Raw genomic sequence first — 21,992 nt, 5'->3', positions numbered from 1 at the left:
AGGCGAAACCGGTTTTGTCGTAACTCGCATCTACAGAAACAAAAAAGCCGCGAACAATCGCGGCTTTTTTAGGTTTAGCTATTAACGATGAATTGTTAACCATTCACTGCTTTTACGGTGTTTCATCCAGCTCTTCCGGTTCCGGAATCAGGAAGTCTTCCTTGGTCACCTTCATCATGAACAGAATGTTGGTGACCACGTAGATGGATGAATAGGTACCCACCAACACCCCGACGATCAGGGCTTCGGAAAACGCCTTCATCACTTCACCGCCGAAGAAGAACAGCGCCACCAATACCAGCAGGGTGGTCAAGGAGGTATTGATGGTCCGGGTCAGCGTCTGGTTCACCGCACCATTGATAATGGCTTCCGGATCCGTTTCCCGGGTATTGCGGAACTCGTCTCGAATCCGGTCCGCCACTACGATGGAGTCATTGAGCGAGTAACCAATCAGCGCCAGCACCGCCGCCAGCACCGTCAGATCAAATGGCCACTGCAACAGTGAAAACAGACCCAGCACGACAATCACATCGTGGAACAGGGCCACCACCGTCGCCACACCGAACTTGTTGGAAAAACGAAACCAGACGTAGAGCATCATCAAGCCCAAGGCCAGCAGCATGGCCGTACCGGATTCATCACGCAGTTCATCACCCACCTGTGGGCCGACAAACTCCACCTTCAGCAATTCCAGATCACTGTTCTCAGCCTTGAGTGCATCGAATACCACGTAGCCGATCTTGTCCGCATCCACGCTGTCTTTTGGCGCCACACGGATATTCACTTCCTTGGGCGAACCATAATGCTGGACCACCGCGTCACCGAAACCGGCCTCGGACAGATCCGCTCGTGTCTGCGACAGCTCCACATCCACCGGACTTTTCACCACGATGGTAGTACCACCAGTGAAATCCAGGCCCAGATTCAGGCCCCGGGTCACCAACAGCACCACAGAGATCACTACCAGCGCGATGGACAGGATTCCCAGAGGTTTCCGGGCACCCATAAAATTGACGTTCATTTCTGCCTTACTCATCGCCATCACCGCCTCAGATACTCAGTTTGGCCGGTGCACGGGCACCGCGACCGTAGATCATTTCCACCATGGCACGGGTGCCGATGATGGACGTGAACATGGAAGTGAGAATGCCGATGAACAGGGTTACCGCGAACCCCTGTACCGACCCGGTACCGGCAGCAAACAGGATCACCGCCACGATCAGGGTGGTGATATTGGCATCCAGAATGGTGGTGAAGGCCTTGCCGTAGCCCTCTTCAATGGCTTGCAACGGCTTGAGGCCACGGCGCAGATCTTCTTTCACCCGCTCGAAAATCAGCACGTTGGCGTCCACCGCCATACCCACGGTCAGTACGATACCGGCAATGCCGGGCAGGGTCAGGGTTGCACCGGGAATCAGTGACATGATGCCAACGATGATCACCAGGTTGCCGAGCAGGGCCACATTGGCCACCAGGCCAAACACCTTGTACCAGACCACCATAAAGATCAGCACCAGCACCAGGCCCAGTGCCATGGACTTGAGGCCGGCTTCGATATTTTCCGCACCCAGGCTCGGGCCCACGGTACGCTCTTCGACAATGCTCACCGGCGCCGCCAGAGAACCGGCACGCAGCAACAGGGCCAGCTCGGAGGCTTCCGCCGGGTTGTCCAGACCGGTGATGCGGAAACGGCTGCCCAGGGTATCCTGAATGGTGGCCACGTTGATCACGTACTTGTCCGTGGTGCTGACCATCTTGTCCACGGTGTTGCCATCGGCATCAGTGGTCTTCTGGACATCGGTCTTGGTCTCGATGAACAGCACCCCCATGGGGTTACCCACATTCTTGCCGGTGATGCGCTGCATGCGCTTGGCGCCATCCCCGTCCAGCGTCACATTCACTTCCGGTGAACCGTTCTGCTGATCGAAGCCCATACGCGCATCAATGACCTGGTCACCGGTGGCGATCTTGGACTTGCTCAAGGCAACAATACGGCCTTCCTGGCCCTTGAAGGGGAAAAACTCCAGCCCCGGCGGTGCTACCCCGGTGCGCAGGCGGGCAGACGACACACTGTTGTCCACCAGGCGAAATTCCAGGGTCGCGGTACGACCAAGGATCCGGCGGGCCTGGGACGCATCCTGAATCCCCGGCAACTGCACCACAATCCGGTCGGAACCCTGGCGCTGCACCACGGCTTCCGCCACACCCAGTTCGTTGACCCGCTTGTTCAGGGCGGTGCGGTTCTGATCCACCGCATAGTCCTGCATTTCCTTGAGCGCACTGTCATTCAGTGTCAGCACCACTTCCGGGCTGTCACCCGCCGGCTTCATGGCAAAGTTATCCAGTGCGCGGCGCAATGGCGCCCGGGCCGCATCGGCGGCCACCTGATCTGCAAAGGTGGCAGTAATGGTTGTGCCATCCACCGCCACGCTGCGATAGCGAACCCCGGCATCACGCAGGGTCAGCTTGGCATTCCCCGCCCAGGCTTCCATGCGGCTGGTCACCACGTCGTCCATATCCACCTGCAGCAGGAAATGCACCCCGCCCCGCAGATCCAGCCCCAGGTTCATGGGGCTGGCACCCACAGCACGCAGCCATTGGGGGGTGGTCGCCGCCAGGTTCAAGGCCACCACGTAGTTATCGCCCAACAGGTTGGCCGCGATTTCCCGTGCGCGAAGTTGTGCCTCGGTGTCATCCAGGCGGACCAGCAGCGAGGTACCAACCGTCTCACCAGGCCCGTGGTTGAGACCGGCATCATCCAGAGCGCCAAGCACCCTCTGACGAGCCACATCGGTGACTTCACCACCGGCCTCTGCGTGGCTGATCTGGATGGCAGGCGCATCGGGGTAAAGATTGGGGAGCGCGTACAGGCCGCAGACGATCAGAGCGGTCAGTAGCAGGAAAAATTTCCAGCGGGGGTAGCGGGTCATAATACTTTCCGGTGTTGCCGGTCCTTGGGCCCGGGAATGAAAAGCGCTGCGCGCTCACCCCCGGGTAAAACAGGTTTTTTGAGCCTGTAAAAAGCCCCGTACAGGACGGGGCTGACCGTTGTTTTTAGATGGACTTGATGGTGCCTTTGGGCAGGGTTGCCTGGACACTGCCTTTCTGCAGTTTGATTTCCAGGTTATTGCTGATTTCCACCACCACGAAGTCATCGGTCACCTTGCTGATACGGCCCAGGATGCCGCCGCTGGTGACCACTTCGTCGCCCTTGCTCAGGCTTTCCACCAGGTTTTTGTGCTCCTTGGCGCGTTTTTGCTGGGGACGAATCAGGAAGAAGTAGAACACCACCATCATCACCACCAGCATGATCAGCTCCACACCGCCCGGGCCCGCAGGCGCAGCCGCATAAGCCGGGGAAATCAGGCCGGTGGCCAGCAAGGCCAGGATGGAACGCATTGCGATTTTCATTGATTACTCCAAGTTTTCAATAAGCGAAGGGTGCCCCGAATAGCCGGTTGCACCCTACAGCGCGGGGGTTTGCCGGCCTCGCGCTGCATAGAAGTCGTCCACAAAGGCGGACAATGTACCCCCTTCAATGGCCCCCCGCAATCCAGCCATCAGGCGCTGATAATAACGCAGGTTATGGATGGTATTGAGTTGGGAGCCCAGCATTTCGTTGCAGCGGTCCAGATGGTGCAGATAGCTGCGAGAGAAATGCTGGCAGGTATAGCAGTCACAGTCCGATTCCAGGGGAGCCAGATCATGACGATGCCGGGCGTTGCGGATTTTCACCACGCCTTCGGCGGTAAACAGGTGACCGTTACGGGCATTCCGGGTGGGCATCACACAATCAAACATGTCTACGCCGCGCCGGACTGCTTCCACGATATCCTCCGGCTTGCCCACGCCCATCAGGTAGCGGGGGCGCTCCGCAGGCATGTGGGGCGTCAAGTTGCCCAGGGTACGCAGCATGTCCTCCTGGGGCTCTCCCACGCTCAACCCGCCAACGGCATAACCGTCAAAGCCGATGTCCACCAGCCCGGCCAGGGATTCCCGACGGAGAGTGTCATACATGCCGCCCTGTACGATACCGAAGCAGGCTGCATCATTCCCTTCATGGGCGTCTTTGGAACGCCGGGCCCAGCGCAGGGACAGCTCCATGGAATCCCGGGCTTGTTGTTCGATGGCCGGGAAAGGCGTGCATTCATCAAAGATCATGCAGATATCACTGCCCAGAGAGCGTTGTACCTGCATGGCCTTTTCCGGGGTCAGTTCCACCTTGTCGCCGTTGATGGGGTTCTTGAACACCACCCCCTGCTCGGAAATCTTGCGCATCTCGCCCAGGCTGAACACCTGGAAACCGCCGGAGTCGGTAAGAATCGGTTTATCCCATTGCATAAAGCCATGCAGGGAACCATGGGCCTCGATCACTTCAGTGCCCGGGCGCAACATCAGGTGGAAGGTATTGCCCAGGCAGATCTCGGCACCGGTATCGGCCAGATCCTTCGGCAACATGCCCTTGACGGTGCCATAGGTGCCCACCGGCATAAAGGCGGGGGTCTGGATAGTACCGCGGGGAAAGGTGATCTGCCCGCGCCGGGCGGCACCATCGGTGCCGCTGAGAGAAAAGTGCATTCGAGACATTTAACGCCCCTCTGCGGGAGGCATCTCCACCCGCTCGATAAACATGGCATCGCCATAGCTGAAAAACCGGTACTGCGCATCAATGGCCGCCTGGTAAGCAGCCATGACCCGTTCGCGGCCCGCAAAGGCACTAATCAGCATCAGCAGGGTGGATTTGGGAAGATGGAAATTGGTGACCAGGCAATCCACCAGCCGGAAACGGTAACCCGGATAAATGAAGATATCGGTCTCCCCCTGCCCCGCCATCAAGGCGCCGGACTGACTGGCCGCCTCCAGGGCTCGCAACGCGGTGGTGCCCACTGCCACGACCCGGCCACCCCGGGCGTGGGCCTGCGCCACCTGCTCCACCAGGGAATCGGGGATCTGGTAGCGCTCACTGTGCATGTGGTGGTCTTCCACCTTGTCCACCCGCACCGGCTGGAAGGTCCCCGCGCCTACATGGAGGGTGACGAAACCGATATCCACCCCGTGCTGCTCCAGCGCCGCCAGCATCTCGTCATCAAAATGCAGGCCGGCGGTGGGCGCCGCCACGGCGCCCGGCTCCCTGGCATAGACGGTCTGGTAGCGCTCCATGTCCCCGGCTTCATCCGGCCGGTCGATGTAAGGCGGCAACGGTACGTGACCGATACGCTCGAGCGCCGCGAGCAAGGTGTCACAGCCATGGAACGCAAGAATGAACAGGGCATCCCGGCGGCCAGTGACCTGGGCTCGCACGCCGTCATCAAACTGCAGCCAGGAACCCGGCTTCGGCGATTTGGAAGCCCGCACATGGGCCAGCGCCTCACGGTCATCCACCACCCGCTCGATCAGGACTTCCACCTTGCCGCCGCTTTCCTTCTGACCGAACAGACGAGCGGGGATCACCCGGGTATCGTTAAAAATCAGCAGATCGCCGGGCCGCACGTGAGAAAGCAGATCCGGGAATTGCTGATGCTGGAGGGCATCACGGGTGAGAGCCAGCAAGCGGGCATCGCGTCGCTCGGCAGGCGGGTGGCGGGCAATCAGCCCGTCCGGGAGAGCAAAATCAAAATCGTCGACGTTCACGTACTGTACCGGCACGGAAGCTATTGGGGGTGGCAAGGATACCTGCTCTGCCACGAGGAAAAAACACCCTTCATCAAGACCTCTACGGCGGCCTCGCGAATAAAGTGCGAGGGGGAAATCAGCTCTTCTTCGGCTTTTTCGGCAATTCCACTGTGGCAGTGGCGGACAGGCGGTCGTGCAGTGTCTGGTGAGGAGCAATCAGCACCACCAGATAACCGGCGCCGAATAGCGCCCAGGAAACACAGGCGCCCAGAAAACGGACCACGGTCTGCCACAGCTTGACCGACCCACCCCGATAATCCTGCACCTGCAGCCGCCAGGCACGCATACCCAGCGTCTGGCCGCCGCGCATCCAGAACCAGGCATAAAACAGCCAGGTTTCCACCAGCAATAGCGGCAACAGAATGCCTTTGAGAAAACCCGGTGCCGCACGGGTCACACCGTTGATGGATTCTTCCGGCAAACCGGTATGGGGATATACCAGCACAAAAATACCCGCGGTCACGAACCACAGGGCCATCACCAGAAAACCGTCATACACCAACGCCATCAGACGTTTGAGCAAACCGGCAGGTTGCAGCTTCTCCATCAGGTCACTCCATTCCGCGTCGGGCCATCGTGCTGCGCCCATAAAAAAGCCCGCGCGAAGCGGGCTTTTTTATCATTTGGTACAGAGGCCGGACTCAAATACCGCCCTAACCCTCTGAATCCAATAAATATTAAAAAGCCTTTTAAGGTGTTGGCCCCGCTGTTGGCCCCACTGAAAATGACCTAAAAATGGGACCCGAACCCCTTGCGGACGGCAGTATAGCGCAGGCTTCCAAAGCAAGTCATTGAACGGCGAAAAATCATGGCGTCTTCCAGACTCAGTCTGACACCTCATCGTTATCTGATATCGACTTTGGCCATAGCCTGGCCGTATGCACCAATGCAAGCACCCAGACGGTCTCCTGATAAACTTCATAGACCAGCCGATAATGTTCATGGGGAAACAGTTCCCGCGTGCCTGGCACGTCCCCCTCTTTCCCCATCCCGGGGTGATCTGTCAGCGAGCTGGCCGCCTCCGAGAAGCGCATATCCATTTCCCCTGCCGCAACCGGATTATTCGCCGCGATATACTCCCAGATGGCGAGACGGTCTTTCTGGGCCTGATTGGTCCAGATCACCCTCATGCATCAGCCTTTCCGTCACCCACCGCAGCAGCCCTGCGTGCCGCAAAGTCAGCCTCCACCTCGTCGTTGGAGCGCCCCTCTCCAGCCAACATCTCAGCCCGACCGGCGCCCACTTTTCCCCTCAGAAAATCCTGATACTCCTGCTCCTGACGCTTCCGGGAAACATAGTCACGCATCAATTCACGCACGATTTGCGAAGCAGGCCGATGCTCCGCTTCTGCAACAGCAATAAATTCAGCACGGAGTTCAGACTCCAGCTTCATGGTGAAAACCGCTTCTTTGTTCATGATCGATCTCACAACAAAATACTAACGATGTATATACCTTGTTAGTATCTCAGTTCCGAATGCCAATATAAAGCTCCCCTTGCCTGACCGCGCCATCGTGAGCTGCCTTCAATCCCACCCCTTGGAGCCCCCGTAACAACCTGATTAAATGGCCAGCTTGCCACTCACGATAAGCGAGCCATGTTTTTCACGGACGAGCGCGCACAGTTTTTCAAGCCCCTCACCGGCAAGTACCGCGAGCAGGTAGTCGAATGCCTGCGCCTGCTACACGAGCGGCTATACAGCGCTCAGGCCGACTACGGGGAATCCCTCAAGCGTGATCAGGTAATCGATGTGTTCAGCGAAGCCCTGGAACGGGCGCCGCTGCTGGATGGCGATGACGACACCAGTCGATTCCGCAATAACCGCGAACAAGCTGGCTGGATTCTCAATCTGCTAGTGGAGCATGGCTGGTTGAAACGGGACAAGGACGAAGCCTCCTTTCAGTCCACCTACCCGTTCAGCCGCACCGGGCGACTGTTCACCCAAACCCTTGCGGAACTCGACGGACGCAGCGTACGCACCCGCCACCGCAACACTCGCAACACGCTCAACGCTCTATCCGCCTTTGTCGATCGCGGTGAGGTCTACGACCTACTTGATGCCCACGAACATTCCGAGCGCATCATCGCTGATTTCACCGACATCATCGCCGAATTGGAAGAACGCAAGCGAGAACTGGTGAAGGAAGTGGAAGCACAACAACTGGTCCAACAGGCCAGCGACCAGTTCTTCGAATTCATGGAGAAGCGCTTCCAGCCGGACGTGGCCATCCGCATGTCTGCCGACAGCGTGGAAAAACACCGCGACCGTATCCGCAACACCATCGAGCAAATCAAGCGCAAACCCAAGGCCTGGAAAACCAGCGCCGAGAACGAACTGCGCCGCCTGGCCCCGGACCTGATCGTTAATACTGATGCACAGGTGTGTTTGAGCTGATTTTATTGGGCTGCGCCATCCTTTTACCCTCTTGCTACACCAGAGCTTACACTTGTGGTCTGGATTTAGGCGGATGTAGATGGACTGATATACATATAAGAAAAGGCCATCGCATAAAGTGGCAGATGCAGTGCTAACTAAGGAGTAAAATTCCGCGATACCGGAGCATGGCAAGCGCCAGCCATGATCAGCCTTTTTCTTTCAAGCGTGCCGCTGCCGATAAGCCTGAGGTGTCATACCTGTCCAACGGATGAAGCTACGGGTAAACGCACTATGCTCGGAGTAGCCCAGCAGCAAGGCGATATCCACCAGCCCCAGGCGGGTTTCTCGCAGATAGCGTTCAGCAATCTCCTGGCGTACTGCAGCCACCTCCTTGAGAAAGCTGGTGCCCGCAGCCGTCAATTGACGTTGCAGGGTACGAACAGACAAATCCATACCTTGCGCAACCGAAGAAATCTCCGGATTCTTATCAGGCAACAAGCGCCCAATGCGGCGACGCACCTCATCAATCAACGGGGACTGCGTAGGGAGGCATGCTAGAAGAGAGTCTGCCTGCTCTTCCAATATGGACAGCATGGCCGGATCTGCCGTATGGAGAGGTTCCATCAAGGTCACAGCATCCATGCATATCACCGTATCTGCTTGCTCAAATTCGACTAGGCAGCCGAAAAAGTCTCTGTACTCGCTGATGGCGGCTGGGGTTGGATTAATAAAAGAAACATAGGACGGAGACAAATCCGGGCGTGTCAGACTCCGACACAGATGCACCAACGTCGTGATAGCAGTTTCATCCACCAAAGGGCCCGGCCGGCCATGCTCCGCATCCCATACAAGCTCTACGGCAGTGCCGCTTACTCGTACTTCCAAAGGAGTCACGTCGTAAACCAACCGCTGATATCGGTGCAAACGACTCAAGGCTTCCCCCAGATCCCGAGAGGCCATAACTACATAACCCAGCACACAAATGTGGCGCAGGCTCAGCGTTTGTCCCAGATGAAGCCCAAGCAGGGGATCATTAAGGTGGCCGGCTGCACACTCCAGAAGCCTGCACCAGTCATCAATCGGCAAATCTGCATTCAAGGCAATATCTGCCGGTGGTCGTGATATTGGCAGCAAGCTATCACTATCCAGCCCTCTTACGTCCAGATACTCATACAACGCAAGCGCGAAGCTGGCCGGTATACGGCGCCGATGAGGAACAGTCATGAGCATCTCGCTATTGGACAACCCTGTTGGCGTAAAGTGTCAAATTCATGGCAGCCCCTGTCAAGCAAACCGCCCCCCATTCAGCCAAACTAACCTGACTATAAATGGATTCCCAGGGTCGAAACATGCAGCTATTGGTTACCGGCGCAGCCAACGGTATCGGCGCCAGCCTTACTGAACTGGCCATGAAAAAAGGTCACCGGGTCATCGCCACAGATGCAGACATCAAGGCGCTGAACCAACGCTGGGAACACCAGCCATCGGTACGCTGCGAACCTCTGGATGTCCGCGACGAAGCCCAATGGAAACGCCTGATCAGCAAGCTTGAAGACGAAGAGCAGACCATCGAAATGCTGGCGAATGTGGCCGGTGTATTGCGCAGCGGACGCACCGGTAACCTCAATAGTGCCGACATTCGCCTGATGCTTGACGTGAATGTACTGGGCGCTATTTTAGGTACCAACGCCCTTGCCGCCCACATGATCAGCCGCTGCTCGACCGACTGGAAGTTGACGCTGAGACTACTGCTCCCTGCGCTACGCGGTGCATGGCTGAATGGCCCGGTGCGCAGAGCGTTGGTGACTGGGGTATCCCAATCGCCTTGGCTTCGGCGGTATCCTGCTCCAGAATGGCCGTAATATCGCGCCCAGTGATCTGCTCACGGGCCCTCTTAACATCCAGCCCCGTCGCTTTGGCTGCTTGCCAATCGCCGTGCCAGCAAGGCTGAACGGCAAAGACCGTCTCCTGCACCGGTAGATAAACTCCTTGTTTACGCGATCCGCGCTGCTTCTTCCGAACTCCGGTGAAAGAGGACGTAACGGAGGACCAGTCGCACATCATCCGGGTATTCAGCCATGAGTTCCTTGACGATGTGATAAAGCGCCCAGCAATCCTCACAAGCGGGATCAAAGAATTCTACGATCCTCACCGGCGCGTTGGCGGGGTCGATGACCGGCAAGTGCGAGGGCATCAGCTCACCCCCCCCTCCTGCGCCACGGCTTTATCGCGCTGTCCCGTAGAGAATTGGTTTAAAGCAGACCTGCTGTGGCGACGCCTAGCGCGATAAAAAGAGCGGCGGTGATGGTTGCGCGTTTATTCATGATCTGTAGCTTCAGTTGAGGAATCGATAGAATGAAATTGCACGCAAGTGCGACGCAGGGCCTCAAGCTGCACTGAGGTTCCCTAGGTCACTGATTGCGCTAGGAACAGTTCATGGAAGAGGCACCATAATGCTCAGAACGCACCTTTATCAGATGCCCGGCGGCTTGACCGACAACATCCCTTAAAGAACATTCGATCAGCCAATGACCGCCAGCCGAATCCAGACATTTTTTACGCGCCTACCCTAACCTCGAGTAATAAAAATGCCGCTCAAAACAGATTCAGACAGATCATCCTAACTTTTTAGCGAATATCCCCTCCAAAGATAATATACAACGGGCAACACCAGCAGTGTCAGAACCATCGCGCTCAACATGCCGCCTACCATCGGAGCCGCAATTCGGCTAACAACTTCTGCACCTGTGCCAGAGCTAAACATAATGGGCAGCAAGCCAGCAATAGTGGAAACCCCCGTCATCATCACTGGTCTGACACGTAGCCCGGCTCCGTGTGTCACGGCTTGAAATAGTTCCTCTCGCCGGAATGGCGCTCCTTTCTCTTTGCAATCACTTACGAATTGACTGTACGACTGATTGAGATAGGTCAGCATAATGACGCCAATTTCTACCGCGACACCCGCGAGAGCGATAAACCCAACCGCCACAGCTACAGAAAAGTTGAAATTCAAGAGGAACATTAACCAGATGGAACCGATTACAGCAAGCGGCAAGGTTCCTAGAATTATGGCTACTTCAGCGAAGCTCCTGAAGTTCATGTACAGCAGTATGATGATAATAGCCAAAGTCAGCGGTATTACATAGGTCATCTTCTCCTTGGCGCGCTGCATATATTCATACTGGCCGGACCAGGTTACCGAATAGCCCGCCGGCAAATCCAGTTGTTCCTGAACGGTCACCATGGCCTGCTCAACGTAAGTGCCTACATCCACGCCTTCGATATCCACAAAAGTCCAGCCGTTGAGCCGTGCATTTTCACTCTTGATTGCCGGGGGGCCTTCCTCTACATATACCTTTGCGACATCGCCAAGTGCAATACGCTCTCCGGCCGGCGTAACAATGGGTAGCAATGCCAATTGTTCCGGCGAGTCCCGGTAATGCTGCGGGTAACGCAAATTGATCGGATAGCGTTCAAGCCCCTCAATCGTCTGCGACACATTCATTCCCCCAATGGCGGTAGCCACCACCTGCTGCACATCGGCAATATTCAGGCCATAGCGAGCCGCCTGTTCCCGCTGAATATCCACCTTGATATAGCGACCACCGGCCACCCGCTCAGAGTAAACCGAGGCGGTTCCGGGCACATCTTTGAGGACCTGTTCCAACTGCTGGCCAATGGCCTGGATTTCTTTCAAGTCCTCGCCCGCCACTTTAATACCTACCGGCGTTTTGATGCCGGTCGCCAGCATGTCAATTCGGGTTTTTATGGGCATCACCCAGGCGTTGGTCAGGCCGGGGAATCGTACTAGAGCATCCATCTCCTTTTTGAGTTTCTCTGTGGTCATGCCCTCGCGCCACTGGTCTTTGGGTTTGAGCTGTATGAAGGTTTCAATCATAGTCAGTGGCGCTGGGTCAGTCGCCGTGTCGGCACGACCGATCTTGCCGAACACGGTATTGACTTCCGGCACCGTAGCAATCAACTTATCGGTTTGTTGCAGTAACTCCCTGGCTTTTCCGATGGACAGCCCCGGATAAGTGGTGGGCATATACATCAGGTCGCCCTCATCTAAGTCAGGAATAAACTCACTGCCGATTTGATTGACTGGCCAGATCCCAATCAAAAGTATCACAACAGCCATTGCAAGCGTGGTTTTAGGGAACCGCAAGACGCCTTTGAGCAATGGCATATAGCCAGCAATCAGTATCCTGTTTACCGGGTTATTGCTTTCGGCGACCACCTTTCCTCGAATGAAATACCCCATCAAAACCGGAACCACTGTAACAGCGAGCGCCGCACTGGCCGCCATGGCATAGGTTTTAGTAAATGCCAGCGGACTGAACATCCGTCCCTCCTGGGCCTCCAGGGTAAACACCGGAATAAAGCTGACGGTGATAATCAGCAGACTGAAAAACAATGCGGGGCCCACCTCCGAAGCCGATTTCGCCACTACTTGCCAACGGTTTTCCGGCGTCAAAGGCGTCCGCTCCATGTGCTTGTGCATGTTCTCGATCATAACGATGGCACCGTCAATCATCGCGCCTATTGCAATCGCGATACCGCCCAGCGACATAATGTTGGCGTTCAGACCTTGAAGATGCATCACGATAAAAGCCGTCAAAATGCCCAACGGAAGGCTGATGACAGCAACCAGTGATGACCTGACATGAAAGAGGAAAATGACACAGATCAGCGCCACAATGGCGAGTTCTTCGAGCAGACTTTTCCATAAACTGTCAACGGCCCGGGAGATTAATCCGGAACGATCATAAACGGTGACAATCTCTACCCCTTCGGGCAAACCGCTTTTGAGCTTTTCCAGCTTTTCTTTGACGCCGTCAATGGTTTTTTGAGCATTTTCTCCCGAGCGCATCACCACGATACCGCCCACAGTTTCACCTTCACCATTGAGCTCAGCTATGCCACGGCGCATCTGTGGCCCCACTTCGATTTCAGCTACGTTTTTCAGTAACAGCGGAGCGCCGTTAGCGTTCACACCCAAGGGAATGTTACCGAGATCCTCCACGCCTTGGATGTAACCCGTGGCGCGCACCATATACTCTGCTTCCGCCATTTCCACCACTGAGGCACCGACTTCCTGGTTACCACGCTGAATGGTGTTTTGAATGTGCGACAGAGGAATATCAAAAGCACGTAGCTTTTCTGGACTGACCTTTACCTGGTACTGCTTAACCATGCCGCCAAGGGCCGATACCTCAGAAACGCCGCTCACCGTTTGCAGCTCGTATTTCAGGAACCAATCCTGCAGGCTGCGCAGCTGGCTCAAGTCATGCTTGCCACTGCGATCCACCAACGCGTAGAGGTAGACCCAGCCAACCCCGGTTGCGTCCGGCCCAAGTTGTGGCCGAGCGCTTGGTGGCAGTGTGGGAGCCACTTGGGACAGATACTCCAGCACCCTCGAACGGGCCCAGTAGGCATCAGTATCATCATCAAAAATGACATAGACATAGGAATCGCCAAAAAAAGAATAGCCCCGCACGGTTTCCGCGCCCGGCACCGATAGCATGGCCGTGGTCAGTGGATAGGTGACTTGGTCCTCCACCACCTGCGGCGCCTGCCCGGGGTAGTTGGTCTTAATGATGACTTGTACGTCGGATAGATCCGGGATCGCGTCTACGGGGGTATTCTTCACGGAATAGAGGCCCACACCCACCAGCATCAAGGTGCCCAGCAGCACGAAAAATCGATTGCTGATGGACCAACGAATGATGGACTCAATCATGACGATGCTCCTCCTTGTCGTGATGATCGTGCTCCATGGCGTCCTGGCTCATGCTGTCGTGGTCCGGCATAGACATCTCATCGTGGCCCTTCTCGCTCTGTTCCGGCATCGAGCCCTGGCCTCCCCCTTCATGCTGGCTGTGGTCCATTTCAGAAGATTCGGTATCGCCTGTAGATCCTTCACCGGGGATGTGAACTTGGCTCAAGCGGTAGTCACCGCCGCTATCCTTTACTATCTGTACATGCAGGCGCATCCCCGGCTCGAGATCCTCCATGCTGACGCCTTCCTCGACCATGAAATCCATGGTCATGGCGGGCCAATCCCAATCTGGTATCGGCTCGTGCTCGAGAGTGGCCATACGGTGATCGGGCATCAGGCTGAGAACACGAGCGGAAACCCAAGTCGACGAGGGTTCAATGTCTTCTTCAACAGAGGCTTGTTCGCTCTGGTCGGGACGTGGCGTCATGCGTTCTAAATCTGCGGTTTTGCTGGACTCCGAGTCGATCAGGAATTGTGCGGAGGTGACGAGACGCTCCCCTTCATTTAAGCCAGCCAGAATTTCCACTTGCCGCTCTCCGACGCGCCCCACTTCAACGACTACGGATCTAAACCTGCCCTCTCCTAGTGCCAATACCACGCGTGCTTGACTGCCGGTACGAATCAAGGCTTCACGTGGAATCAACAGGGTTTCCGCTCCCGCCTCGGTTTCAATGACCATCTGCGCGAACATGCCTGGTTTCAAGAACCCATCGGGGTTGTGGAAGTGCACCCGGACCTGGGCTGTACGGGTTTCGGCATTGAGTGACGGATAGAGGTAATCTACCTGCCCCAACCACTCTCGACCGGGTAGATAGTCCAAGCGCATACGCACAGGATCGCCCTCACTGACCAGGTTCGCCTGGCGCTCAAACACCTCTCCGATCACCCAGATGTGCTCCAGCTGACCTATGCTCATCATATTAGTGCCGGGTTTGATGAACATGCCTTCACGCACCGAGAGATTCTCCAATACACCGGACTGAGGGGCCGCGAAAGTGATGTGTTGATTAATCCTTCGGGTTTCACGCACCCGGTCGATTTCATTTTGAGGTAAGTTCAACGCCAACAGCTGGTCCACCGCGGCACCTACAGCCACTGAATTGTCGCGCTTTAGCGCCATTAGCAGCTCTTCTTGGGCGTTGACCAGCGTGGGCGAATAGAGCGTGTACAAAGGTTCGCCTTTTTTGACCGGATCGCCAACTGCTTCAACGTAGAGCTTCTCAATCCAGCCCTCAACTCGCGGGTTGACATGCACCAAGCGATTCTCACTGTATTGCACATACCCGACGGTTCTAACCTCCGGCTGAAGTCTGCCGGAGTCAACCCTAGCGGTACGCACCCCGAGATTATTGACCACCACGGGGGAAATTTTGACGGTCCCAGGCTCATCCTTACCACTGCCCTCCTCATAAACCGGAACAAGGTCCATGCCCATGGGCGATTTGCCGGGTTTGTCACGCCGATATTCGGCATCCATGGGTGCCACCCAGTACAGCGGTTGCCGTTCGCCTTCAGTGGCTGTAGTCCCATTTTCGTTGACGTCACTCAACAACCAGAATCCCGATACACCGAGCAACGCACCCACGGTTGAACCAAGCAGTACTTTAGTTAATGTATTCATTATTGACCTTCCTAAAACGGTTCGATTGCCCGTGCATCGTCCGACGAGGGCTCGGCGAGCAGGTAATTGATTTGGGCCATTATTTTCTGACGCTCCACCGCGATCACAAGTGCTTCGACTTTGGCATTCAGTTCGGCAATGCGCGCCCGGACGGCCTCGGCGAAGTCTCCGCTATCGTTGCCATAGGCCGCCAACGAAGCCTCTGCCTGGTCGGCCATTTGCGGTAGCAGCTGCTCGGTGTACAGCGCCAAGCGCTCATCGAGCCGCGTCAGCTGAACGCTCGCCGTTTCCAGTTCTGCCATCAGTTGGCGACGAAGCAAGTGCCTTTCGGTTTTGATGGCTTCGGCTCGATTCACGGCGGCGCTAACCTCCCTGTCCTGGCGGTTGCCTGTGAAAATAGGAAGATCGAACGTCACACCAATTGAGAACAGATCAGACCGCTCCCGCCCCATGGGATCGCTGGCGCGAGAGCCGTATTGGGCGGTCAGGCCCCACTCGGGTTTGTATTTCTGTTCTGCCAAATCGACGCCGGTTTGGGTCGCGTCAATGCGCTGCTCCAGCGCCATCAGAGCTGGGTGATGGCGGATCAACTGGTAGCGTGCGTGTTCGTCAGCGGCCTCGATAGTCGGTATAGTCAGCGGCCTGGCGAGTGATGGCGTCGGCAGTATCGGCGCTAAGGGGACTCTTGCAGCAGCCCCGATCCATTCAGACAGGCGGCGCTGTGCGGCCTCTTTCTGCTGCTTTAGCGTTGTCAAGCGATCATCCAGACGGGTTAGCTCCAACTGCGCGCGAATGACATCCTGCTGACGGACCTGACCCAACCCCGACGAATAATGGGCCTCGGCAGATTCCACCAGTTGCTCGAACAACCCCCGATTCCGCTCGATCAATCGAATACTTTCCTGTGCCCTGTAGGCCTCTAGCCATAACTGACTGGCCGTTGCTTCCACCTTGGCGCGGCGATCTATCCTCAGCAGAGGGTGCTGTCCAGCAAGCTGCTGTTTTTGCCGTTTGGCAAGCGCCAGACTGTCACCACGTGGGAACATTTGCGTGACACCCACCGACAACTGAGTCATAGCCTCCTGGTTGATGTCGAAGCTATCTACGGGGAAATTGCCCGCCATCAGACTTACGCGGGGATCCGGCAAGCTCGCTGCGGCAGTCGCCTCATCATTGAGCGCCTGCTGGGTGTGCTTGCTGCCAGCAAGCCAAGGATCTGCTTCGACGGCGAGGGCTACCGCTTCTTCCAAGGTCAGCGATTCCGAAACCGGCTGAGCAAGGGCTGTAGCACTGCCCAAACCAAGTGACATAACGGATAGCATTATGACTAGTACTCTCATAACTGAACTTCCTGTTGATCACCCGGCTGATATTGCTGGGCGGGGTTCTCTACACTGACAAACACTTCGGTGTTGCCATCTTTTTTCATCAGCAGGACCTGATAAGCCCTAAACCGATCTTCAGCCTCCATCCCCGGACTGCCAAGGGGCATGGCGGGTACAGTCAGACCCACAGCATCAGACGGAGGGTTGGCCAGAAACTGTTGGATGTAGCGCGCCGGGATATGCCCCTCGAAGACGTAGCCTTGTGACGATACGGAGGTATGACAGGAGCGGAGATTGGGTGCGATCCGATACCGATCTTTTATGAGTTTCAGGCTTGATGGGTGTTGGACATCTGTTTCAAAGCCCTCGACATCTATATGGTCAATCCACTTTTTGCAGCAGCCGCAACTTCGACTTTTGTAGACGGTGAGCACCTCAGCGCCACCAATGGCCCAATCAGGACTAGCGAATCTCTCCTCCACTTTCCCACAAGCAACTAGCAAGGGCAGCGTGAGCAACCCCAGCATCAGAATTTTAAGGCGTGATGAATGCATATTTGCCTCCCATGACAAATCGCCACTTCGTGTTCAGGTTTCAATTAAAAGGCAACGCCGCTTCGCCTCCCTTTGGGACGGCACATTACCTTTAGTACTTGGTTAGCACGGATTAATTGAGTGAAATCAGGCGATTGGAGGTCTTAGAAAAGGGAAAATCGGTGCCAGAGGAAGGGCAAGGTAGCGCAAACCTGAAGTCTCAGAACGAGTCCCCAATGACTCCGGGGTAGTCACGGAAGAAGTCAACATCTGAATTGACAAGGCACATCCCACCACCGCACAGCCAACCCCCGATTTATCGGTATCGCAGCACGCCCCCTCTGCAGACTGCACGCTCTCGACAGGGCCCATTGCTTGGTGATCAGTGTGTTCGGCAACACCTTTTAAGTTCGTGGATAGCTCGTTCGCTCCATCATCCATAGTGCAATAGCGGGGCATACCCATGGCAGAGGCCTCCCACAAGAACGGCATTGTTAGTAGAACTACAACAACTGTTATCCGGTTCACCCAGTCACGCCTTTGTCTGTGCCGAATCGGCGACAATCTCTATAATCTATAATGTCTCTATTACCCGAACGATCTATATTTCCTGTGCGTCGGTGCAATAGTTCTACCCTACCGGTCTATCGCGTCACCCCTGCTCAAAAAGGCGGTCGCCCAAGCGTAAGATCTTTCAGCTACCATGATAAGAAGAAAAAACCAACAGAAAGATGGCATCAAGATTACAAATTTGTAATCTATTCGTCACGTCCTGGAAATGGGCTAACCTTCAGACTCTAGTTTTAAGTTGACCTGTGACCAGGACACAGGTCTACCATACCGATATTGATAGTTGAACCTATGTCTTTAACGCAGGACCTTGACGTGGATCAATATGAGAGCTAACACCCAGGGTCACCCTGTTTACATTGCTGACGAAAGGGATGTGACCCTATGCGTGTTAACCAACTGGCTAATGAGACTGGGGTAAGTGTAGATACTGTTCGCTACTACACCCGTATTGGATTTCTGAAACCAACGAAGAACCCGTCCAATGGCTACAAGGAGTACTGTGCCAAGGAAAAGCGTCGAATGAGGTTTATCCTCAGCGCCAGACAACTCGGATTTTCGGTGAGCGATATCGCCGAAATCCTGGATACCGCTGATCAAGGTGAATCCCCCTGTCCTCTCGCCAGGCGGCTTATACAGAAGCGTCTGGAGGAAAACGAGAAAGGCTTCCAAGATAGTCAGCGACTACGGCAACGTATGTACTCCGCAGTCAGGGATTGGGAAACAAAACCGGACCGGGCGCCAACAGGCAACATGATCTGTCATCTGATCGAGGAGTTCAGTGAGAGCGGGTAGGATAAACGTTCAGTGTGACACAATCATTGAATATCTAAAGCTTATTGACACAAACAGAGGCACAAGCGCATGCATGTAGGAACCTGGGGCCTAGCAATTATCGTCACAGTTTTTGTTTCATGGCTAATGTACCGATATCTAGCTCCGGCCAGCTGGAAAGAATGGACGCGCGCTGGCGTGCTGCAGGCCTTTATTATCGCCTTTTACGCTGAAATGTACGGGTTTCCTTTAACGATCTACTTTCTAACTCGATTCTTCGGCCTCGATCTGGCATGGAACGAAGGCGGCAACCTCTGGGCGCAATTGTTCGGCACCCCTACGGCGCACATCATAGCCATGCTGCTCGGCTACAGTTTAGTGTTTCTAGGAGCAACTCTGGTCGCGGAGGGCTGGCGCCGGATACATCAAGCACGGCGCCGTGAGACTCTAATGACCGATGGCATTTACGCGATTGTTCGCCACCCCCAATACACTGGCCTCTTTCTCATCGTGTTCGGTGAAGGGGTTGTGCACTGGCCGACGATTGTCTCACTGATCGCCTTCCCAGTAATTGTCCTAGCCTACACGCTACTGGCTCTGAAAGAAGAGCGGCAGATGCTGGAACAGTTTGGTGATGAATATCGGGCTTATCGACAGCACGTCCCGATGTTCATTCCCCGCCTCAATAAGTTGCAGCAGCAGGAGTTTTGAATGAGCTTAGAATTCACAACCATTATTAGTGGTATTGTTCTTCTGGCGGTTTTTGCGCTGGTGGGCTGGAACCTACGAAGAAAGCGTTCGCGATCCGAAAAAGCAGGGGAAAAGAATGAGCGTTGACTCACAACCTTCGAGCGCTGTGGCTAAGCTGACTGTGCCGGGCATGGGGTCGGACCACTGTGCGGGTATTGTAAAGACCTCGCTACAGCGTCTTGACAGCGTCGGCGACATTACAACCAATATCGCTAGCCACCGCGTAGAAGTCACCTACGACCCCTCGACGGTGGACCTGGACGATCTCCGCAAAGCTGTGGAAAACGCCGGCTACGACGTCGCCGCAGCCAACACTTCGGGGGCGGGAAAGAACGCCCAGCTTATCGTGCCGGGCATGGGCTCAGACCACTGTGCGGGCATTGTGCGTGAATCGCTCCAGCGGCTAGAGGGCATTGAGAGTATCAAAACCAATATCGCCAGCCACAAGGTTCACGTCGTAATGACCGACGCTGGACCCAGTGTTGAACAGCTTAAACAGGCGGTTGAAAAAGCCGGCTACGATGTCGCTCAAGCCTCCTCCGAAGCAGCGGAAGATGAAGCGGAAAAGGATGCCGATATCGAAGACGCCTACTTGAATCAGGCTTTGAAACGCCTTTGGATCGCCGGGATACCGACAACACTGATTATGGTGTTGATGATCCCGCACATGTTCTGGAAACCGATCCCCGGTTATCTTTTGATTGTGGCCCTGTTGGCGTTTCCGGTGGTTTTTCTATATGGCGGCGCAGCCACTCACAAGTCCACCTGGCGCTCGCTCACCAACCGCACCTTCAACATGGATGTACTGATTTCCATGGGCAGCGTTCCGCCCTACCTGATCGGCCTGGCAGGCTTTTTCGTCACCATGACGTCATTCATTGAAATGGCCGCCACCATCATGACCTTTCACCTATTGGGGCGCTATCTTGAGGCCAAAGCCAAGGGCCGTGCATCTCAGGCGATCCGAAAATTATTAACCTTGGGCGCCAAGACCGCACGGGTCGAACGCGATGGCCAGGAGCAGGAAGTTCCCGTCAAGGAACTGCAACCGGGCGACATCATGGTGATCCGCCCCGGTGACAAGGTGCCGACGGATGGCGAAGTGGTAGAAGGCGAGAGCCATCTGGATGAATCGATTGCCACCGGCGAGTCGGTTCCGGTGTATAAATCTCCGGGCGATACCGTCATTGGCGCGACCATCAATAAAGAGGGACGTTTACGGGTCAAGGCCACCAAGGTGGGCGGCGATACCTTTTTGTCCCAGGTGATCAAACTGGTAGAACAGGCCCAAGGCTCGCGAGTGCCCATTCAGGAATTCGCCGACCGCATGACGGGGCGTTTTGTGCCCATCGTCATTCTGATTGCCCTGGCAAGCTTTGCGGTGTGGTTTGTTGCCGCCGACAGCCTGCGCCCCATACTTGCATGGGGCGCGGATTTTCTGCCCTGGGTTGATCAAACGGCGACCACACCAGTACTGGCTACTCTCGCCGCCATTGCGGTTCTGGTTATTGCCTGCCCCTGCGCTCTGGGCTTGGCGACACCCACCGCGCTTATGGTGGGCTCGGGTATTGGCGCCGAGCGAGGCATTCTGATTCGCTCCGGCGAGGCTATTCAAACCTTCAAAGACGTCAAGGTGATGGTGCTTGATAAAACCGGCACTATCACACGGGGCGAGCCCAAACTGACTGAAGTGGTTACGGCCAACAATGTCACAGAACAACAACTGCTGCAGTGGGCCGCGACGGTGGAAAATGCCTCTGAGCACCCCATTGCCCGCGCCATTGTCGAAGGCGCCCGCGAGCGTCAGGTGAGCCCGGGGGAGGTCAAAGAATTTCGTTCCACTGGCGCACGCGGCGTATCCGGCAAAGTCGATGGTGCGTTGGTTCTGATTGGCAACCGCAAATTGCTGAACGAAGAAGGAGTAAGCGGTCTAGAGGCGTTGGACGAGGATCTGGACAGCCTGGAAGGGCGCGGCCGCACCGCCGTACTGGTCGCTGTCGATGGGAAAGCGTGTGGCATTGTCGCGGTGGCCGACACCATCAAAGAGGAATCAGTAGCCGCTATACGCGGCATGCATGAGTTGGGCCTGCATGTGGTAATGATCACCGGCGACAACGAACGTGCGGCGCGCGCTGTTGCCGAGGAGGTGGGTATCGACGAAGTGCAGGCCGGGGTACTTCCGGAAGGCAAGGTGGATGCAATTCGTCAGCTGCAGAAAAAGCATGGCAATCATGTCGCCATGGTCGGCGATGGCATCAATGATGCGCCAGCGCTGAAACAGGCAAACGTGGGTATTGCCATAGGTGCCGGCGCTGATGTGGCCATTGAGGCGGCCGATGTGACTCTGGTTCGCGGTGAGCTGACCGGTGTAGTGGAAGCCATGCACCTCTCCCGAGCCACCTTTGGGAAAATTGTTCAGAACCTGATTTGGGCGAGTGCCTACAATGTGGCCGCTATACCCATCGCCGCCGTCGGGTTACTGCACCCCATGATCGGCGTGATCGCCATGACCGTGAGCTCGTTATCAGTCATCGGCAATTCAATTCTTCTTAAGCGTGTAAAGCTGAGTGTCGATAAATGATTCGAT

General features: G+C 55.8%; 20 protein-coding genes. 6 read left to right on the top strand and 14 right to left on the bottom strand.

Features of this window, described 5'->3' with window-relative positions; translation table 11 throughout:
* Positions 1 to 112 precede the first annotated feature (112 nt).
* From secF to A0251_RS09640, 8 genes are all read right to left on the bottom strand, one after another.
* Positions 113 to 1,036 (bottom strand): protein translocase subunit SecF, encoded by a 924-nt coding sequence (secF, locus tag A0251_RS09675; protein WP_062816641.1) that lies wholly within the window; start codon positions 1,034 to 1,036, stop codon positions 113 to 115.
* Positions 1,037 to 1,049: 13 nt separating this feature from the next.
* On the bottom strand, positions 1,050 to 2,930 hold the full coding sequence (gene secD, locus A0251_RS09670; protein ID WP_062816640.1) for a protein translocase subunit SecD: 1,881 nt from the start codon (positions 2,928 to 2,930) through the stop codon (positions 1,050 to 1,052).
* A gap of 124 nt (positions 2,931 to 3,054) precedes the next feature.
* A complete protein-coding gene (yajC, locus tag A0251_RS09665) occupies positions 3,055 to 3,411 on the bottom strand; it encodes a preprotein translocase subunit YajC (protein WP_231865998.1) in 357 nt (118 codons plus the stop codon).
* A 54-nt stretch (positions 3,412 to 3,465) separates the two neighbouring features.
* Entirely contained in the window at positions 3,466 to 4,578 is a 1,113-nt protein-coding gene (tgt, locus tag A0251_RS09660) for a tRNA guanosine(34) transglycosylase Tgt (protein WP_062816639.1), read from the bottom strand.
* 9 nt (positions 4,579 to 4,587) lie between these two features.
* Entirely contained in the window at positions 4,588 to 5,631 is a 1,044-nt protein-coding gene (gene queA, locus A0251_RS09655; RefSeq protein WP_062816831.1) for a tRNA preQ1(34) S-adenosylmethionine ribosyltransferase-isomerase QueA, read from the bottom strand.
* Positions 5,632 to 5,749: 118 nt separating this feature from the next.
* Positions 5,750 to 6,220, bottom strand: a complete 471-nt coding sequence (locus A0251_RS09650; RefSeq protein WP_062816638.1) for an RDD family protein — start codon at positions 6,218 to 6,220, stop codon at positions 5,750 to 5,752.
* A 277-nt stretch (positions 6,221 to 6,497) separates the two neighbouring features.
* Entirely contained in the window at positions 6,498 to 6,803 is a 306-nt protein-coding gene (locus tag A0251_RS09645; protein ID WP_062816637.1) for a type II toxin-antitoxin system RelE/ParE family toxin, read from the bottom strand.
* Positions 6,800 to 7,090: a hypothetical protein gene (locus tag A0251_RS09640; RefSeq protein ID WP_062816636.1), complete on the bottom strand. Its 291-nt coding sequence runs from the start codon at positions 7,088 to 7,090 to the stop codon at positions 6,800 to 6,802. Before A0251_RS09640 ends, A0251_RS09645 begins: the two co-directional genes overlap by 4 nt.
* 180 nt (positions 7,091 to 7,270) lie before the next feature.
* Between A0251_RS09640 and A0251_RS09635 the strand changes: the two genes are divergently transcribed.
* A complete protein-coding gene (locus A0251_RS09635; protein ID WP_197461901.1) occupies positions 7,271 to 8,068 on the top strand; it encodes a Wadjet anti-phage system protein JetA family protein in 798 nt (265 codons plus the stop codon).
* A 201-nt stretch (positions 8,069 to 8,269) separates the two neighbouring features.
* Here A0251_RS09635 and A0251_RS17175 read toward each other — a convergent pair whose 3' ends face one another.
* Positions 8,270 to 9,274 (bottom strand): AraC family transcriptional regulator, encoded by a 1,005-nt coding sequence (locus tag A0251_RS17175; protein WP_197461900.1) that lies wholly within the window; start codon positions 9,272 to 9,274, stop codon positions 8,270 to 8,272.
* A 125-nt stretch (positions 9,275 to 9,399) separates the two neighbouring features.
* On the opposite strand from A0251_RS17175, the gene A0251_RS09620 reads away from it, so the two are divergent.
* On the top strand, positions 9,400 to 9,912 hold the full coding sequence (locus A0251_RS09620; RefSeq protein WP_062816633.1) for an SDR family oxidoreductase: 513 nt from the start codon (positions 9,400 to 9,402) through the stop codon (positions 9,910 to 9,912).
* A 131-nt stretch (positions 9,913 to 10,043) separates the two neighbouring features.
* On the opposite strand, the gene A0251_RS09615 is transcribed toward A0251_RS09620, so the two are convergent.
* The 5 genes from A0251_RS09615 to A0251_RS09595 form a co-directional block, all read right to left on the bottom strand.
* Positions 10,044 to 10,244, bottom strand: coding sequence for a thioredoxin domain-containing protein (locus A0251_RS09615; RefSeq protein ID WP_062816632.1), 201 nt, complete (start codon positions 10,242 to 10,244; stop codon positions 10,044 to 10,046).
* 426 nt (positions 10,245 to 10,670) lie between these two features.
* Entirely contained in the window at positions 10,671 to 13,793 is a 3,123-nt protein-coding gene (locus A0251_RS09610; protein ID WP_008930140.1) for an efflux RND transporter permease subunit, read from the bottom strand.
* Entirely contained in the window at positions 13,786 to 15,453 is a 1,668-nt protein-coding gene (locus tag A0251_RS09605; RefSeq protein WP_008930139.1) for an efflux RND transporter periplasmic adaptor subunit, read from the bottom strand. Before A0251_RS09605 ends, A0251_RS09610 begins: the two co-directional genes overlap by 8 nt.
* 11 nt (positions 15,454 to 15,464) lie before the next feature.
* Positions 15,465 to 16,793, bottom strand: a complete 1,329-nt coding sequence (locus A0251_RS09600; protein ID WP_008930138.1) for a TolC family protein — start codon at positions 16,791 to 16,793, stop codon at positions 15,465 to 15,467.
* A complete protein-coding gene (locus A0251_RS09595; RefSeq protein ID WP_008930137.1) occupies positions 16,790 to 17,332 on the bottom strand; it encodes a DUF411 domain-containing protein in 543 nt (180 codons plus the stop codon). Before A0251_RS09595 ends, A0251_RS09600 begins: the two co-directional genes overlap by 4 nt.
* Before the next feature lie 933 nt (positions 17,333 to 18,265).
* On the opposite strand from A0251_RS09595, the gene A0251_RS09590 reads away from it, so the two are divergent.
* From A0251_RS09590 to A0251_RS09580, 4 genes are all read left to right on the top strand, one after another.
* Positions 18,266 to 18,676 carry a MerR family transcriptional regulator gene (locus A0251_RS09590; protein WP_040297268.1) on the top strand — a complete coding sequence of 137 codons (411 nt, stop codon included), beginning with the start codon at positions 18,266 to 18,268 and terminating at the stop codon, positions 18,674 to 18,676.
* 69 nt (positions 18,677 to 18,745) lie between these two features.
* Positions 18,746 to 19,366 carry an isoprenylcysteine carboxylmethyltransferase family protein gene (locus A0251_RS09585; RefSeq protein ID WP_062816631.1) on the top strand — a complete coding sequence of 207 codons (621 nt, stop codon included), beginning with the start codon at positions 18,746 to 18,748 and terminating at the stop codon, positions 19,364 to 19,366.
* The gene (locus A0251_RS17680; RefSeq protein WP_255357626.1) at positions 19,367 to 19,492 is read left to right on the top strand and encodes a hypothetical protein; all 126 of its coding nucleotides are present in this window, start codon (positions 19,367 to 19,369) and stop codon (positions 19,490 to 19,492) included.
* Complete coding sequence (locus A0251_RS09580; RefSeq protein WP_040297267.1) at positions 19,482 to 21,986, top strand: heavy metal translocating P-type ATPase; 2,505 nt, start codon at positions 19,482 to 19,484, stop codon at positions 21,984 to 21,986. Before A0251_RS17680 ends, A0251_RS09580 begins: the two co-directional genes overlap by 11 nt.
* The last annotated feature ends 6 nt before the right edge of the window (positions 21,987 to 21,992 follow it).

The organism is Alcanivorax sp. NBRC 102024 (genome assembly GCF_001602235.1).
In the GTDB taxonomy this organism is placed as follows: Bacteria; Pseudomonadota; Gammaproteobacteria; order Pseudomonadales; family Alcanivoracaceae; genus Alcanivorax.
Note: the sequence above shows the minus strand (reverse complement) of the source record. Positions and strands in the feature narration are given on the sequence as shown.

Bases quoted from the DNA above. Each gene is read 5' to 3' on its own strand.
- secF (WP_062816641.1), bottom strand. From the start codon at position 1,036: ATGAGTAAGGCAGAAATGAACGTCAATTTTATGGGTGCCCGGAAACCT.
- secD (WP_062816640.1), bottom strand. From the start codon at position 2,930: ATGACCCGCTACCCCCGCTGGAAATTTTTCCTGCTACTGACCGCTCTG.
- yajC (WP_231865998.1), bottom strand. From the start codon at position 3,411: ATGAAAATCGCAATGCGTTCCATCCTGGCCTTGCTGGCCACCGGCCTG.
- tgt (WP_062816639.1), bottom strand. From the start codon at position 4,578: ATGCACTTTTCTCTCAGCGGCACCGATGGTGCCGCCCGGCGCGGGCAG.
- A0251_RS09650 (WP_062816638.1), bottom strand. From the start codon at position 6,220: ATGGAGAAGCTGCAACCTGCCGGTTTGCTCAAACGTCTGATGGCGTTG.
- A0251_RS09645 (WP_062816637.1), bottom strand. From the start codon at position 6,803: ATGAGGGTGATCTGGACCAATCAGGCCCAGAAAGACCGTCTCGCCATC.
- A0251_RS09640 (WP_062816636.1), bottom strand. From the start codon at position 7,090: ATGAACAAAGAAGCGGTTTTCACCATGAAGCTGGAGTCTGAACTCCGT.
- A0251_RS09635 (WP_197461901.1), top strand. From the start codon at position 7,271: ATGTTTTTCACGGACGAGCGCGCACAGTTTTTCAAGCCCCTCACCGGC.
- A0251_RS17175 (WP_197461900.1), bottom strand. From the start codon at position 9,274: ATGACTGTTCCTCATCGGCGCCGTATACCGGCCAGCTTCGCGCTTGCG.
- A0251_RS09620 (WP_062816633.1), top strand. From the start codon at position 9,400: ATGCAGCTATTGGTTACCGGCGCAGCCAACGGTATCGGCGCCAGCCTT.
- A0251_RS09615 (WP_062816632.1), bottom strand. From the start codon at position 10,244: ATGCCCTCGCACTTGCCGGTCATCGACCCCGCCAACGCGCCGGTGAGG.
- A0251_RS09610 (WP_008930140.1), bottom strand. From the start codon at position 13,793: ATGATTGAGTCCATCATTCGTTGGTCCATCAGCAATCGATTTTTCGTG.
- A0251_RS09605 (WP_008930139.1), bottom strand. From the start codon at position 15,453: ATGAATACATTAACTAAAGTACTGCTTGGTTCAACCGTGGGTGCGTTG.
- A0251_RS09600 (WP_008930138.1), bottom strand. From the start codon at position 16,793: ATGAGAGTACTAGTCATAATGCTATCCGTTATGTCACTTGGTTTGGGC.
- A0251_RS09595 (WP_008930137.1), bottom strand. From the start codon at position 17,332: ATGCATTCATCACGCCTTAAAATTCTGATGCTGGGGTTGCTCACGCTG.
- A0251_RS09590 (WP_040297268.1), top strand. From the start codon at position 18,266: ATGCGTGTTAACCAACTGGCTAATGAGACTGGGGTAAGTGTAGATACT.
- A0251_RS09585 (WP_062816631.1), top strand. From the start codon at position 18,746: ATGCATGTAGGAACCTGGGGCCTAGCAATTATCGTCACAGTTTTTGTT.
- A0251_RS17680 (WP_255357626.1), top strand. From the start codon at position 19,367: ATGAGCTTAGAATTCACAACCATTATTAGTGGTATTGTTCTTCTGGCG.
- A0251_RS09580 (WP_040297267.1), top strand. From the start codon at position 19,482: ATGAGCGTTGACTCACAACCTTCGAGCGCTGTGGCTAAGCTGACTGTG.